Here is a 14,421-nt window from a genome sequence, read left to right on the forward strand (position 1 = left end):
CCCCACCCGGTCACGCCTTGATCCGGATCAAGCCGGTTTTATATGAAACCACCCTGCATTACAGGAAGCCGCTATGGCGGATGTCGCCCTCCACCAGGGTGAGGATGGCGCGGCCCTTGAGAGGCTGGCCCAGCAGCGGGGTGTTGAGGCCCGCGGAGCGCAGGGTCTCGGCACCCGGCGTCCACTCGGCCTCGGGGTCGAAGACCGCCAGGTCGGCGGCCTCGCCGGCGGCCAGGCCGCCGCCACCCTGGCCGAGCACCCGGGCCGGCCCCAGGGCGAGCCGCGCCGCCAGGGTCAGGGGGTCGAGCACGCCTTCGTCCACCAGCGCCTGGCCCAGGGCCCAGACCGTCTCCAGGCTGCTCATGCCGGGCTCGGAGGCGGCGAAGGGCGCCAGCTTGGCGGCCTGCTCGTGGGGCAGGTGACCGCTGACGATGGCGTCGATGCGGCCATCGGCCACGCCGCGGCGCAGGGCCTGGCGATCCGCCTCGCTGCGCAGCGGCGGCTCCAGGTGGAAGTTGGCGTCGAAGCCGGCCAGGGTGGCATCGGTCCAGTGCAGTTGGGCCATGGTCACGTCGCAGGTCACCGGCAGGCCGCGGGCCTTGGCCTCGCTGACCATCTCCAGGCCCCGGGCGGTGGAGAGGTGGGCCAGATGGGCACGCACCCCGGTCTGCTCGATCAGCAGCAGCCACTGGGCCAGGGCCGTGGTCTCGGCGCTCTCGGGGATGCCGGGCAGGCCGAGCCGCGAGGCCAGGGCGCCCTCGTGGGCGCAGCCGCCGGCGGCCAGGGCCGCCTCCTGGGCCTGGAAGTGCACCGGGATATCGTGGGTGGCGGCGTACTCCAGGCAGCGGCGCAGCACCCGGGCGTCGGCCAGGGGCCGGCGCAGGTTGGTCAGGGCCACGCAGCCGGCGCCCTGGAGGCCGGCCATATTGGCCAGCAGCCGTCCCTCCAGGCCCTGGGTCAGGGCGCCCAGGGGCACCACCCGCACGCCGTTCACCTCTTGGGCGCGGTCGTGCAGGGTGCGCACCTGGGAGGCGCTGTCCAGCACCGGGCTGGTGTCGGGACGCACCGCCACCCGGGTGTAGCCGCCGGCCAGGGCGGCGGCGGACTCGCTCTCCAGGCTGCCCTTGTAGCGGGGGCCGGGCTCGCGCAGCTGGGCGCCGATATCCACCAGGCCCGGCAGCAACCACTTGCCGGAGAGCTCCAGCACCTTCTCGGCATGGAAGTCGGGGTGCGCGTCCAGGCCGACGATGCGCCCGGCGGCCAGGTGCAGGTCGGTGACGCGGTCGATGCCGCTGGCCGGGTCGATCACCCGGGCGCCCTTGAGTGTCAATTTCATAACTGGCTCTCCTGCCGCCGCTGCTCCCGTTCCCGCGTCTGTCCGCTGACCGCCATCGACAGCACCGCCATGCGCACGGCGATGCCGTTGGTGACCTGGTCGAGGATCACCGAGCGGGAGCCGTCGGCCACCGCGGACTCGATCTCCACGCCCCGGTTGATGGGCCCCGGGTGCATGACGATGGCCTCGGGGTGGGCCCAGGCCAGGCTGTCCCGGGTCAGGCCGTAGTGGCGGTAGAACTCGCCTTCGGAGGGCAGCAGGGCACCGTCCATGCGCTCCTTCTGCAGGCGCAGGGCGATCACCACGTCGACGCCGGCCAGGCCCTCATGCAGCCGGGTGAAGACCCGGCAGCCCAGGGCCTCGACGTCCACCGGCAGCAGGGTGCGCGGCGCCACCACCCGCACCTCGGCGGCGCCCAGGGTGTTGAGGGCGAGGATCTGCGAACGCGCCACCCGGGAGTGGAGGATATCGCCGACGATGGCCACCCGCAGTCGGGAAAAATCCCCCTTGTGACGGCGGATAGTCAGCATGTCGAGCATCGCCTGGGTGGGGTGGGCGTGGCGCCCGTCGCCGGCGTTGATGATCGCCACCCGAGGGGTCACCTGGCTGGCGATGAAATGGGCGGCGCCAGAGTCGGAGTGGCGCACCACGAAGGCGTCCGCCTGCATCGCCTCGAGGTTCTGCAGGGTGTCCAGCAGGGTCTCGCCCTTGGCGGTGGAGGAGGTCTTGATATCCAGGTTGAGCACGTCCGCCGAGAGCCGCTTGGCGGCCAGCTCGAAGGTGGCCCGGGTGCGGGTGGAGTTCTCGAAGAAGAGGTTGGCCACCGTCTTGCCGCGCAGCAGCGGCACCTTCTTGACCTGGGCCTCCTGGACGCCGCGGAAGCTGTCGGCGGTGTCGAGGATCTCGGTAAGCAGCGCCTTGGGCAGGCCCTCGATATCGATGAAGTGGCGCAGCCGGCCATCGTCGCCGAGCTGGACCTGGGCCGGTGTGCCCGGGCGGGATGCGGGGTCGATCACGGAGCCTCCTGGAAGATCAGCGTCGCTCGACCAGCGACAGGGTAAGGGGGTCGGGGCCCTGGAGCTTGACCCGCTGGCCCGGGGCCAGGCTCAGCTCGGCGCCGCAGGCGTCGGGCTGGATGGGCAGCTCGCGGCCCGGCAGGGAGAGCAGGCTGGCCAGCAGCACGCGGCGCGGCCGGCCGTAGTCGAAGAGCTCGTTGAGGGCGGCGCGGATGGTGCGCCCGGACATGATGACGTCGTCCACCAGCAGGATATCGCGTCCCTCCACCGCGAAGGGCAGCTCGCTGGCGCGAATGCCCTCCGGCAGGCCCTGGTGATCGAAGTCGTCGCGCCAGAAGCCGATATCCAGGGTGCCCAGGGGGGTGGGCAGGCCCAGGCGCATATGCAGCTGCTCGGCGACCCAGACGCCGCCGGTGTGGATGCCCACCAGGGCCAGCCGGTCGCGGTCCACCGCCAGGCGATCGAGGCAGAGCTCCAGGCGCGCCTCGAGGCTGTCGAGCAGGGCGGGTATCTCGGGGAGTGTCATCATGAAGTCCTTTAGGTATGGCTGTGGCGGCCGCCGGGCAGGCCCTCGCGGCCGGCGAACCAGCCCTCGAGGATCAGCACCGCGGCCAGGCCGTCGATGCCCTCTTCCCGGTAGTTGCCGCGGTGGCCCTGCTCCCGGGCGATGGCCTTGGCCTCGCGGGTGGAGCCGCGCTCGTCGACCAGCTCGCAGGGCTTGCCGTAGCGGCCATAGAGGCGCTTGCCGAACTTGCGGGCGCGAGTGCTCATCTCCGACTCGCTGCCGTCCATGTTGATCGGCAGCCCGACCACGAAGAGGTCGGGGCGCCACTCGTCCACCAGGCGCGTCACCTGGGCCCAGTCGGGGATACCGTCCCGGGCCGGCAGCGGCTCCAGCTCCCGGGCGCTGTGGATCAGCTCGTTGCCCACCGCCACGCCGATGCGCCGGGTGCCGAAGTCGAAGGCCAGGATCAGCCGCTCGCCCGCCGCGGCCATCAGGAGTGCCCCGCCTCGCGGCTCATCAGGGTGAGGTCGACGCCCAGGGCCCCGGCGGCGGCCTGCAGGCGCTGCTCCGGGGGCACCGAGAAGAGGATATCGGCGTTGCCCTCCACGGTGAGCCAGCTGTTCTCCTTGAGCTCGTCCTCCAACTGGCCCGCCTCCCAGCCGGCGCAGCCCAGGCAGACCAGGAACTGGCTGGGGCCACGCCCCTCGGCCAGGGCCTGGAGCATGTCCAGGGAGGTGGTCAGGGCGATGCCCTCGGTGACCTGGATGCTGGAGTCCCAGTCGGCGCTGCTGCCGCGATGCAGGATAAAGCCGCGATCCTTGTGCACCGGGCCGCCGAAGTAGACCGGCGCATCGCCATGATGGGGCATGTCGCCGCCCAGCTCGAGCTGGTCGAAGAGGGCGTCCAGGGTGATCTCCATGGGACGGTTGACGATCACCCCCATGGTGCCGTTGTCGTCGTAATCGCACAGGTAGCTGAGGCTGCCGGCGAAGTTGGGATCCTCGAGCTGCGGCATGGCCAGCAGGAAATGATTCTTCAAGCTTTGCATGGGTCTCCCGGGCGTCAGGGCACGCCGAAGTCGTTGCCTTTCCCGAAGCGCCAGACGCGCGTGATGGAGAGGCTATCGAGGCCGGCCATCTCGCCGTCGAAGGGCGGGTAGGGGCCGGCGTCGCGCACCGTGGTCAGGGCGGCCTGGTCGAGCTCGGGGTGTCCCGAGGATTGTACCACCTCTATCCGGCGCAGCTGACCCTCGCGGCCCACCACCACGCGAATCCGCAGCTGCCCCTCCAGGGTCGGCGACAGGGGGTAGTGACGATTGCCGAAGGCCTCCACCTGGCGGGTCCAGGCGGCGATATAGCGCGCCTCGGCGGCCTCCCGGGCGGCCAGTTGGCCGAGCTCGTCCTCCTCCCCGGCGAGGCTTGCCTCGGGGCCGGCGTCCCGAGCCTGCCGGCCGCGCTCGCCACTGGCCGCCTCGCGGGTCGCCGCGACACTGCCGGGGGGCAGGGGATCGGCCAGGGCCGGGGCGGGAGCCGTTTGCGGGGCCGCACCGCTCAGCGTCTCGGCGGCGGGGGTGGCACTCTCGGCGCCACCGGCGCTGGCGCTGGCCGCGGCGGCCTCGGCCCGGGCCCGGGGCGAGGGCTCGGCATCGCGCCCTCTCGCCTGCTGGGCCGCCGCGGCGATGGCCTCGGCCTGTTCCGGCGCCTCGCCGGGCAGCCCCACCAGCACCACGTCGAGGCTGGGGCGGGGCGGGGATTCCTGGGACGGCGGCGCCAGGCGCCAGCTGGCCACGGCGCCGATCAGCGCCAGGTGCAGCAGGATCGCCAGGGCCCAGGCCACCCAGCGCCGATAGGGATGGGTGACCGGGGCATAGACGAGGGCGTCGTTGATGGACTGCGCCATGCGTCTCCCTCCGGGGCTCCGATAAGCCTGGCCGGCGCTTATCGCGTCCGAGTGCTTGCGCCGAGCGGCTAGGCGCGGCTGGCCAGGCAGCGCTCGATGGCGTCCATCAGCAGGCCGGCGATATCGGTGCCGCGCTGGTCGTCGATCTCGCGCACGCAGGTGGGGCTGGTGACATTGATCTCGGTGATGTAGTCGCCGATCACGTCGAGACCCACGAACATCAGCCCCTTGTCACGAATCATGGGCTGAACCTGCTGGATCAGCCAGTGATCCCGCTCGGTGAGCTCGCGGCTGACGCCGGTGCCGCCGGCGGCCAGGTTGCCGCGGGTCTCGCCGGCCATGGGCACCCGGGCCAGGCCATAGGGCACCGGCTCGCCATCCACCAGCAGGATGCGGGTGTCGCCATCCTTGATCTCGGGGATATAGCGTTGGGCCATGATCTGGCGGCGGCCCCGCTCGGTGAGCATCTCGATGATGGCACCCAGGTTGCGGCCGTCGGGCTGCACATGGAAGATGCCGCTGCCGCCCATGCCGTCCAGGGGCTTGAGGATCACGTCCCGGTGTTCGGCGTGGAAGGCGCGCAGTTCGGCCTCGTTGCAGGAGACCAGGGTCGGCGTGCAGCACTGGGGAAACTGCTGGGCGAAGAGTTTCTCGTTGCATTCCAGCAGGGCCCGGGTGGGGTTGACCACCAGCACTCCCTCGCGCTCGGCGAACCCCAGCAGGTAGACGGCGTTGAGGAAGTGGGCGTCCACCGGCGGGTCCTTGCGCATCAGGATGACGTCGAGGTCCGCCAGGGGCCGGGATTCGACCTCGCCCAGGTCGTACCAGTGGCCGGGGTCGCGATGGGCGGTCAGCGGGCGCAGGCGGCCGAAGGCGTGCCCCTCGCGCAGGAAGAGGTCCTCCTGCTCCAGGTAGAAGAGCGAGGCGCCTCGCTCCTGGGCGGCCCACAGCATGGCCAGGGTGGTGTCTTTCTTGAAGGTGAGATCGGCGATGGGATCCATCACCACGCCAATGCGGAGTGCGCTCATCGAGTCGGGTGTCCTGGACGCGGAGTGATGGGCGCAGTATGCCGCAGCGGCCCGGGGAAGACCAAGGCGGGCGGTGTCATCACCGGCCAAAGGGGCGCCCTGTGCCGGAGGCTCGGGGCTATCCTGGGGGCAGGCCGTCGCGGGGCGCTGTGAACCCCTCCCTGGGCGCTCGGCATTCTCGTCCCTGATAATGACGCTTTGCTCCGACCTACCCCCAGCGCCCCTTAGCCATTCAAGCTGCGGTGATCTCGATCACCCAGGGCGGGCTTAGCGCTCGGCGCCGTCGCCCTCGGGCAGCAGGCGAATACCGCCGTCCTCGATCAGGATGCGGCGCTGCTTGTAGAGGCGGCCGATGGCCTGCTTGTAGGCGTTCTTGCTGATGCCCAGCCGCGCCTTGATCTCGGCGGGGTCGCTCTTGTCGGAGAGCATCAGGTAGCCGCCGGCCTGGCGCAGGGCGGCGAGCACCTGCTCGCCCACCACGTCGAGGCGTGCCGGCCCCGGCGGCAGCAGCGAGAGATCCAGGCGGCCATCCTCGCGGACCCGCTTGATATAGCCGGTAAGGCGCTGGCCGCGGCGCAGCGGCCGGCTGACCTCGTCCTGGTAGAGCAGGCCCCAGAAGCGGTGATTCACCGCCACCTTGAAGCCCAGGTCGGTGCGATCGGCGATCACCAGGATCACCTCGTCGCCGGCGGCCAGGCCCCGGGACTCGTCCTCGAGGTGCTTGTCGAGGCGCTGGGAGGCCACCGGCCGCCCCTGGTCATCCTCGTAGATACGCACCAGCACCCGCTTGCCCACCTCGGGACGGAAGCGCTGCTCCGGATAGGGCAGCAGCAGCTCCTTGGGCTGGCCCCAGTCGAGGAAGGCGCCGGTGGCGTTGACCGCCGCCACCCTGAGGTAGGCGACCTCGCCGACATTGGCGGTGGGTGTGGCTTGGGGAGATCGGGACATGGTGGCTTCCAGGGTGACGGAGTGGGATCAGGCGAAGTCGCCGAAGCGGTACTGCAACAAGGATAGCGCCACCACCGGCGCGGTCTCGGTGCGCAGGATACGTGGGCCCAGGGAGAGCGGCAGGAAGCCGGCCTCCCGGGCGCCGGCGACTTCCGCCTCGGAGAGTCCGCCCTCGGGGCCGATCAGCAGGGCCGCGTCGGCAGGGGCGTCACGCCGGTCCAGGGCACCCGAGGTGGCGGGATGCAGCACCAGGCGCAGGGCCTCGTCGCGCCCGGCCAGCCAGTCGGCCAGGGCCAAAGGCGGATGCACCGGCGGCACCACGGCGCGGCCGCACTGCTCGCAGGCGCTGGCGGCCACCGCCTGCCAGTGGGCGAGTTTCTTGGCGGCACGCTCGCCCTTGAGGCGCACGTCGCCATGCTCGGTATACAGCGGGGTAATGGCCGCCACCCCCAGCTCCACCGCCTTCTGGATGGCGTAGTCCATGCGCTCGCCCTTGGAGACCGCCTGGCCCAGGTGCACCGCCAGGGGCGACTCGCCGTGCCCCTCGCCGACCACCTCGATACGCACCACGACCCGCTTGCGACCCGCCTCGACGATCTCCGCCCGGGCCTCCAGGCCCTGGCCGTCGAAGAGGGTCACGGCGGCGCCTTCGCGCAGGCGCAGCACCAGGGCCAGGTGACGCGCCGGCCCCTCCGGCAGAACGAGGTCGCCGCCGGGGGCGAACCCGGCGGCGACATGGATGCGCGGCTGGCCCATGGCTTACTGGGTGGTCTCGCCGCTCTGCTGGGCGGCCCCTTCGGCGGCGCGCTTCTTCTTCTGCAGGTAGAGCGCCTCGAAGTTGACCGGGGCCAGCATCAGCGGCGGGAAGCCACCGCGGTTGACCAGGTTGTCGATGCATTCCCGGGCATAGGGGAAGAGCACATTGGGGCAGAAGGCACCCAGGGTGTGCTCCAGGCGCTCGCCCTCGATACCGCCGATGCGGAACAGGCCGGCCTGCTCCACTTCCACCAGGAAGGAGGTGTTGCCGCTCTCGGCATGGGACACCTGGGCGGTGACCTTGACCACCACTTCAAAGAGCCCCTCACCCACCTGCTGGCTGGAGGTGTTGAGGTCCAGGCCGACCTTGGGCTTGAAGGGCTGCTGGAACACCGCCGGGGAGTTGGGGGCCTCGAAGGAGATGTCCTTGACGTAGATGCGCTGCAGGGCGAATTGCAGCTGCTGCTGGTTCTGCTGACCGGCGGCCTGGTCGTTGCCACCTGCGGTCTGGTTGTTGTCTTCCGCCATGCTGGGATTCCTTGCCGACGTTGGGATAAAAGGTAGAAAGGGTCGTGGGTTACTTCTTGACCACCGGCAGGCCGTCGCTCTGCCACTGGAACATGCCGCCCTTGAGCTTGAGGGGACGGGTGAAGCCGGCCTTGGCCAGCTTGGCCACGGCAATACCGGAGGCCTGGCCCTGCTTGCAGACCACGATCACCGGCTTCTCCTTGGACTTTTCCAGTTCCCCCAGGCGCGAGTCGAGCTTGCTCTGGGGAATATTGCGGGCACCGGCGATATGGCCGGCCTTGAACTCCCCCGCCTCGCGAATATCGATCACCACCGCGTCTTCGCGGTTGATCAACTGGGTGGCCTGGCTGGAGGTGACGCCACCCGCGCTGCTGTTGCGGGCCTCGTAGGCGATCCAGGCGAGCAGCACCAGGACGAAGGCACCCACCATCAGCGGGTGATTGGCGACGAATTCGAACAGCTGGTCGATCATGGGTTGCGGTAGCTCTCGTTGGGTGACTCCGAGGTATCATGCGGGCACCGTGGCTGCACCACGCCGCCGAACCGGCACAGTATACACAAGCCACCGGCGAGCGTCTGGCCCGCACCCCCTCCGAGCTGACGGCCCGGTGGGCTGTGCGATATGATGCCCCAAGGAGCCGTGAGTCGCGACCCCGCCGGCCGATGCCGGCGGGGTCTCTGACGCTGACACAACGAGGCCAAACTTCATGTCTGATGCCAATGCAGCCGCCCCGCGCCCGGTGGCGCTGATCATTCTCGATGGCTACGGCCATAACGACGACGCCCAGGACAACGCCATCGCCGCCGCCAAGACCCCGGTGATGGACCGCCTGAAGCGCGACTACCCCCATGCGCTGATCCACACCGACGGCAAATACGTGGGCCTGCCGGAGGGCCAGATGGGCAACTCCGAGGTGGGGCACATGAACCTGGGGGCCGGACGCATCGTCTACCAGGACTTCACCCGCATCACCAAGGCCATCGAGGACGGCGAGCTGGCCGGCAACCCGGTGCTGACCGCGCCCATCGATGCCGCCGCCCGGGCCGGCAAGGCGCTGCACCTGCTGGGCCTGCTCTCCCCGGGGGGCGTGCACAGCCATGAAGACCATATCCTGGCCATGGCCGCCCTGGCCACCGAGCGCGGCGTCGAGCGCATCTATGTGCACGCCTTCCTCGATGGCCGCGATATGCCGCCGCAGAGTGCCGGCCCCTCCATCGAGCGCACCAATGCCCGCCTGGCGGAGCTGGTGGGCGCCGACAACGGCTTCGTCGCCTCGCTGATCGGCCGTTACTACGCCATGGATCGCGACAATCGCTGGGACCGGGTCGAGAAGGCCTATCGCCTGATCACCGAGGCCGAGGGCGAGCAGGTGGTGGAGAGCGCCGAGGCCGGCCTGGCCGCCGCCTACGAGCGCGGCGAGAGCGACGAGTTCGTGGCTGCCACCAGCGTGCGCCCGAGCGGCCAGGCCATCGCCATGGCAGACGGCGATGCGGCCATCTTCATGAACTTCCGCGCCGACCGCGCCCGGGAGCTGACCCGCGCCTTCGTCGAGCCCGACTTCGCCGGCTTCGCGCGCCGCGCTCACCCGCGCCTGGCCGCCGACGGCCTGGTGATGCTGACCCAATACGCCGCCGATATCCCCGCCCCGGCCGCCTTCCCCCCAGAGGAGCTGCGCAATACCCTGGGCGAGGTGATGGCGAGCCGCGGCAAGACCCAGTTGCGCATCGCCGAGACCGAGAAGTACGCCCATGTGACCTTCTTCTTCTCCGGCGGCGAGGAGGCGGAGTACCCCGGCGAGACCCGGGTGCTGGTGCCCTCCCCCCAGGAGGTGAAGACCTACGACGAGAAGCCGGAGATGAGTGCCCCGGAGGTCACCGACAAGCTGGTGGCGGCCATCGACTCCGGCGCCTACGACCTGATCGTCTGCAACTACGCCAACGGCGACATGGTCGGCCACACCGGCAAGTTCGACGCCGCGGTCAAGGCCATCGAGGCGGTGGACGCCTGCGTCGGCCGGGTAGTGGAGGCCATCGAGCGGGCCGGTGGCGAGTGCCTGATCACCGCCGACCACGGCAACGCCGAGCAGATGACCAACCCGGATACCGGTGCCCCCCAGACCGCCCATACCACCTTCGCGGTGCCGCTGGTCTATGTCACCCGCCGCCAGGTTCGGCTGCGCGACGGCGGCCGGCTGTCCGATATCGCCCCGACCCTGCTGACCATGATGGGCGAGGCGATCCCGCCGGAGATGACCGGCCGGGTGCTGATCGACCTCCCGTGAGGCATCGCCTCACCGGTGCCCTGGGCGGCGCCCTGAGCCTCGCCCTGCTGCTGAGTTGGGCCGCGCCCCTGGCGGCCCAGCCCGATGAGCGCCAGGCCCGGCAGCGCCTGGACGCCATCGGCGGCGAGATCCAGGCGCTGAACCAGCGCCTGGAGGGCACCCGCAGCGCCCGGGACGACGCCGACCAGGCCCTGCGCCGGGTGGAGACCGCCCTCGCCGAGACCCACCGCCGCCTGGATGCGCTCCAGGCCGAGCGGCGGCGCCTCGACGATGAGGTCCATGACCTGGAGCGTCAGCGCGAGACCCTGGAGGTGGAGCGCGACGACCTGGAAGCGGCCCTGGCCACCCAGCTCGACGCCCTCTATCGCCTCGGCCAGACGCCCCAGCTCAAGTTGCTGCTCAATCAGGAAGAGCCGGCGCGCCTGGATCGCCTGCAGACCTACCTCAATCATCTGACCCTGGCGCGCAACGCACGCCTGGACGAGCTGGCCGAACTGAACGCGCGCCTGGCGGCCAACCGCCGGGCCCTGGACGAGCGCGCCGCCGCCCTGGCCGACAACCAGGCCGCCCTGGAGGCGCGTGGCGCCGAGCTGGTCGAGCAGGGCCGCGAACGCCAGGCCCTGGTGGCCGAGCTCGACGCCCGCTACGCCAGCGAGCAGGCCCGCCTGGCGGACCTCAACCAGGATCGCGCCCATGCCGAACGGGTGCTGCGCCAGGTCCAGGAGGAGCTGGCCCGGCTGCAGCGGCCACCGCCCTCCACCGCCATCGCCCAGACCCGCGGCGACCTGCCCTGGCCGGTGCAAGGCGCCATCGCCTCGCGCTTCGGCCGCGGCGAGGGGGTCAACCGCAACGGCATCCTGATCCAGGCCGCCGAGGGCACCCCGGTGGAGGCGGTGCATGCGGGGCGAGTGGTCTTCGCCGACTGGATGCGCGGCTTCGGCAACCTGCTGATCATCGATCATGGCGACCATATCATGACCCTGCACGCCCATCTGCAACGCTTCGACGTGGGCGTGGGCGCCGCCGTGGAGCGCGGCACCCGCATCGGTGCCGTAGGCGCCAGCGGCGGTCGCGGCCAGCCGGCGCTCTATTTCGAGGTGCGTCGAGACGGCGACCCCATCGACCCCCAGGGCTGGATCGCCCGTCGCTGATGCCGCCTATGGCGCCGGACGCCGCGACGGCGCTATCCTGAAGTCCTGTCAGTCACTCAATTAGCCCCCGACACGGGAGACTGCATGTCCATCACCCTTCCCCGCTCGCTGCTCTCGGGCCTCACCGCCCTGGCCCTGGCGACCTTACCGCTGCAGGCGCCGGCGGCCGACGACCTGCCCCTGGAGGAGATCCAGACCTTCGCCGAGGTCTTCGAGCGCATCAAGCGCGCCTATGTGGAGGAGGTGGACGACGCCACCCTGCTGCGCAACGCCATGAGCGGCATGCTCGGTGAACTCGATCCTCACTCCGCCTATCTCGATGAAGAGGCCTTCCGCAGCCTCCAGGAGTCGACCCAGGGGGAATTCGGCGGTATCGGCATCGAGGTGGGGCTGGAGAACGGCCAGCTGACGGTGATCGCCCCCATCGACGACACCCCGGCGGCCCGCGCCGGCCTGCAGCCCAGGGATGCCATCCTGCGCATCGGTGACACCGCCACCGAGGGCATGTCGCTGCAGGAGGCGGTCAACCTGATGCGCGGTGAGCCGGGCACCCCCTTGGAGCTAACCCTGCTACGCCGCGGCGAGGAGACACCACGCACCGTCACCCTGACCCGGGAGATCATTCGTACCGAAAGCGTGCGCAGCGACCTGCTGGAACCGGGCTACGGCTACCTGCGCATCAGCCAGTTCCAGAGCCGTACCGGCGAGCAGGTGGAGGCGGCCTTGAGCGAGCTGGAGGCGGCGGGCCCCCTGGACGGGCTGGTGCTGGACCTGCGCAATAATCCCGGCGGGGTGCTGCAGGCCGCGGTGGCGGTGGCGGACGCCTTCCTGGAGGAGGGGCTGATCGTCTACACCGAGGGACGCCTGCCCAACAGCGAACTGCGCTTCAATGCCACCCCCCGCCAGCACGCCGCCGAGGTGCCCCTGGTGGTGCTGATCAACGGCGGCAGCGCCTCGGCGGCGGAGATCGTCGCCGGCGCCCTGCAGGATCAACGCCGCGCCGTGGTGATGGGCACCGAGAGTTTCGGCAAGGGCTCGGTGCAGCAGATCATGCCGCTGGGCAATGGCGAGGGCCTCAAGCTGACCACCGCCCTCTACTACACTCCCAGCGGTCGCTCCATCCAGGCCCAGGGCATCGACCCCGATGTGGAGGTGGCGCGGGGCCGCCTGGAGCTGGCGGAGGGCAGCCGCCAGCTGCGCGAGGCAGACCTGGAGGGTCACCTGGGCCGGCGCGGCGAGACCCGCCAGCGCAGCGAGGCGATGAGCGAGCGCCTGCAGGAGGACTACCAACTGGCCGAGGCCCTTAATCTGCTCAAGGCCCTCAAGGTGATCGGCCAGCGTCCCGCCGCCACGGGGTAGGGGCGGGGTAGAAGGTAAATTTCCCGCCTGAGGGAGCCGGCTTTAGCCGCGGTCCGACGTTTCGGCGATGGCTTCAAAACCGCCTGCTAAAGCAGGCTCCCACCACCCCGGCGACTTCCCCCCAGCCTAGTGGGAGCTGGCTTTAGCCGGCGATTAACGCCTTAGCGGCAGCTAAGGGGAAGACGACCCCGCTCCCCGATCGCCTGGCGCATCAATAGCCGCTTGAGCGGCATGGCCCGATCGACCCCGGAGAGCCCCAGGTTGCGGGCCAGGGTCAGGGCCGGGTGGGTGGCGCCGAACAGCAGCCGGAAGCCATCCATCAGCGCCAGCATGGCGGCGTTGTCGCCGCGGCGCCGCCGCGCATAGCGCTCGAGGATCCGCTCGTTGCCCGGAATGATCCCGCGCCGCCGGGCTTCCAGCAGCTCCTCCGCCAGCACCGCCGCGTCCATCAGCCCCAGGTTCACCCCCTGGCCCGCCAGGGGGTGAATGCTATGGGCGGCATCGCCGATCAAGGCCAGTCCGGGCCGCACATAGCGCTCGGCATGGCGCTGCACCAGGGGCACGCTGAGGGCACCATCGATGACTTCCACCCGCCCCAGACGCCCCTCGAAAGCCGCCTCCAGGGCCTCGCCCAGGGCCGTCCGCGGCAGGCCGACCAGGCGCTCGGCCTCCTCGGGGGAGGTCGACCAGACGATGGAGCAGTAGTGGGGCTCACCCTCCAGGGTCAGCGGCAGGAAGGCCAGGGGGCCGGTGGGCAAGAACACCTGGCGGGCCACGCCGCCATGGGGCAGGGCGGTGCGCACCGTGGTCACCACCGCCACCTGGCCGGTATCCCTCGGCTCGGCCGAGATACCGGCCAGCTCACGCAGCCGCGAGCGGGCACCGTCGGCGGCCACCACCAGGGGCGCGGAGAGCGTCTCGCCACCCGCCAGGCTCAGGAGGGGGCCGTCGGTGCCTTCTTGATACCCCTCGATCACGGCACCGAAGCGCTGGGTGACCCCGGGAAGCGCCGCCAGGCGCGCCTCCAGGGCCGCCAGGATTACATCATTCTCAACGATATGACCCAACAGCGGCACCCCGGCCTGGCCCGCCTCGAAGGCGATCTCGCCGCTGCCCTGGGCATCCCAGACGCCCATGCCGGTATAGGGGGTGGCACGGCGGGCAACGATCGTCTCCCAGGCCCCCAGGCCGCTCAGCAGGCGCTGGGAGACCGGCGTGACGGCGCTCACCCGGCGCCCCGGTGGCATGCCCACGACGCCCTCCTGAGGCAGGGGAGCGGGGCGGGCATCCAACACCGTCACGGCGACGCCGGCCTCCCCCAGCAGGGCGGCCAGGGTGGCCCCCACCATGCCGCCACCTACGATCAGCACCTCGGCCCGCATCGTTGCCTCCTCGACTCCCGGATTCGTTGCCCGTTATTGTCGCATGACCGACGTCGATAGGCGCCCCCTGCCGGCGAGGCAGCCCCAGCCCCGACGCTATGCCGGCAATGAAATAGTCCCTATCAGGTCGCCAATAAGGGATAGACCCTTGCCCCCCTTTGTGGCTATTTTGTGTACAACAACATCATAAGAAAGTATTCATCCCCCTGGGACTGAATGTGTACAACAACA

General features: G+C 70.5%; 15 protein-coding genes. 3 read left to right on the forward strand and 12 right to left on the reverse strand.

Features of this window, described 5'->3' with window-relative positions; all coding sequences use genetic code 11:
• Nucleotides 1–58 precede the first annotated feature (58 nt).
• The 11 genes from ACZ5EF_RS19615 to ACZ5EF_RS19665 all read right to left on the reverse strand — a co-directional run bounded on the left by ACZ5EF_RS19615 (nt 59) and on the right by ACZ5EF_RS19665 (nt 8,488).
• Nucleotides 59–1,336, reverse strand: a complete 1,278-nt coding sequence (locus ACZ5EF_RS19615) for a dihydroorotase (RefSeq protein ID WP_346060885.1) — start codon at nt 1,334–1,336, stop codon at nt 59–61.
• Complete coding sequence (locus ACZ5EF_RS19620; protein ID WP_428832111.1) at nt 1,333–2,352, reverse strand: aspartate carbamoyltransferase catalytic subunit; 1,020 nt, start codon at nt 2,350–2,352, stop codon at nt 1,333–1,335. Before ACZ5EF_RS19620 ends, ACZ5EF_RS19615 begins: the two co-directional genes overlap by 4 nt.
• A 16-nt stretch (nt 2,353–2,368) precedes the next feature.
• Complete coding sequence (gene pyrR, locus ACZ5EF_RS19625; protein ID WP_464122632.1) at nt 2,369–2,881, reverse strand: bifunctional pyr operon transcriptional regulator/uracil phosphoribosyltransferase PyrR; 513 nt, start codon at nt 2,879–2,881, stop codon at nt 2,369–2,371.
• Nucleotides 2,882–2,889: 8 nt separating this feature from the next.
• Nucleotides 2,890–3,348: a Holliday junction resolvase RuvX gene (ruvX, locus tag ACZ5EF_RS19630; RefSeq protein WP_346060883.1), complete on the reverse strand. Its 459-nt coding sequence runs from the start codon at nt 3,346–3,348 to the stop codon at nt 2,890–2,892.
• Nucleotides 3,348–3,905, reverse strand: a complete 558-nt coding sequence (locus ACZ5EF_RS19635; RefSeq protein ID WP_346060882.1) for a YqgE/AlgH family protein — start codon at nt 3,903–3,905, stop codon at nt 3,348–3,350. Before ACZ5EF_RS19635 ends, ruvX begins: the two co-directional genes overlap by 1 nt.
• Before the next feature lie 14 nt (nt 3,906–3,919).
• Complete coding sequence (locus ACZ5EF_RS19640) at nt 3,920–4,756, reverse strand: energy transducer TonB family protein (protein WP_346060881.1); 837 nt, start codon at nt 4,754–4,756, stop codon at nt 3,920–3,922.
• A 68-nt stretch (nt 4,757–4,824) separates the two neighbouring features.
• Nucleotides 4,825–5,784 carry a glutathione synthase gene (gene gshB / locus ACZ5EF_RS19645; RefSeq protein WP_346060880.1) on the reverse strand — a complete coding sequence of 320 codons (960 nt, stop codon included), beginning with the start codon at nt 5,782–5,784 and terminating at the stop codon, nt 4,825–4,827.
• Between the two features lie 267 nt (nt 5,785–6,051).
• Complete coding sequence (locus ACZ5EF_RS19650) at nt 6,052–6,732, reverse strand: CvfB family protein (protein WP_346060879.1); 681 nt, start codon at nt 6,730–6,732, stop codon at nt 6,052–6,054.
• Nucleotides 6,733–6,759: 27 nt separating this feature from the next.
• The gene (locus ACZ5EF_RS19655) at nt 6,760–7,488 is read right to left on the reverse strand and encodes a 16S rRNA (uracil(1498)-N(3))-methyltransferase (RefSeq protein WP_346060878.1); all 729 of its coding nucleotides are present in this window, start codon (nt 7,486–7,488) and stop codon (nt 6,760–6,762) included.
• 3 nt (nt 7,489–7,491) lie between these two features.
• Entirely contained in the window at nt 7,492–8,016 is a 525-nt protein-coding gene (gene secB / locus ACZ5EF_RS19660) for a protein-export chaperone SecB (protein WP_346060877.1), read from the reverse strand.
• Between the two features lie 49 nt (nt 8,017–8,065).
• On the reverse strand, nt 8,066–8,488 hold the full coding sequence (locus tag ACZ5EF_RS19665; RefSeq protein WP_346060876.1) for a rhodanese-like domain-containing protein: 423 nt from the start codon (nt 8,486–8,488) through the stop codon (nt 8,066–8,068).
• A 235-nt stretch (nt 8,489–8,723) separates the two neighbouring features.
• On the opposite strand from ACZ5EF_RS19665, the gene gpmI reads away from it, so the two are divergent.
• The 3 genes from gpmI to ACZ5EF_RS19680 all read left to right on the forward strand — a co-directional run bounded on the left by gpmI (nt 8,724) and on the right by ACZ5EF_RS19680 (nt 12,808).
• Nucleotides 8,724–10,298 carry a 2,3-bisphosphoglycerate-independent phosphoglycerate mutase gene (gpmI, locus tag ACZ5EF_RS19670; protein WP_346060875.1) on the forward strand — a complete coding sequence of 525 codons (1,575 nt, stop codon included), beginning with the start codon at nt 8,724–8,726 and terminating at the stop codon, nt 10,296–10,298.
• On the forward strand, nt 10,295–11,449 hold the full coding sequence (locus ACZ5EF_RS19675) for a murein hydrolase activator EnvC family protein (RefSeq protein WP_346060874.1): 1,155 nt from the start codon (nt 10,295–10,297) through the stop codon (nt 11,447–11,449). The genes gpmI and ACZ5EF_RS19675 overlap by 4 nt, the downstream gene beginning before the upstream one ends.
• Nucleotides 11,450–11,533: 84 nt before the next feature.
• The gene (locus ACZ5EF_RS19680) at nt 11,534–12,808 is read left to right on the forward strand and encodes a S41 family peptidase (RefSeq protein ID WP_346060873.1); all 1,275 of its coding nucleotides are present in this window, start codon (nt 11,534–11,536) and stop codon (nt 12,806–12,808) included.
• A gap of 161 nt (nt 12,809–12,969) precedes the next feature.
• Here ACZ5EF_RS19680 and ACZ5EF_RS19685 read toward each other — a convergent pair whose 3' ends face one another.
• A complete protein-coding gene (locus ACZ5EF_RS19685) occupies nt 12,970–14,190 on the reverse strand; it encodes a UbiH/UbiF/VisC/COQ6 family ubiquinone biosynthesis hydroxylase (protein ID WP_346060872.1) in 1,221 nt (406 codons plus the stop codon).
• Between the last annotated feature and the right edge of the window lie 231 nt (nt 14,191–14,421).

The organism is Bisbaumannia salifodinae, from assembly GCF_055388505.1.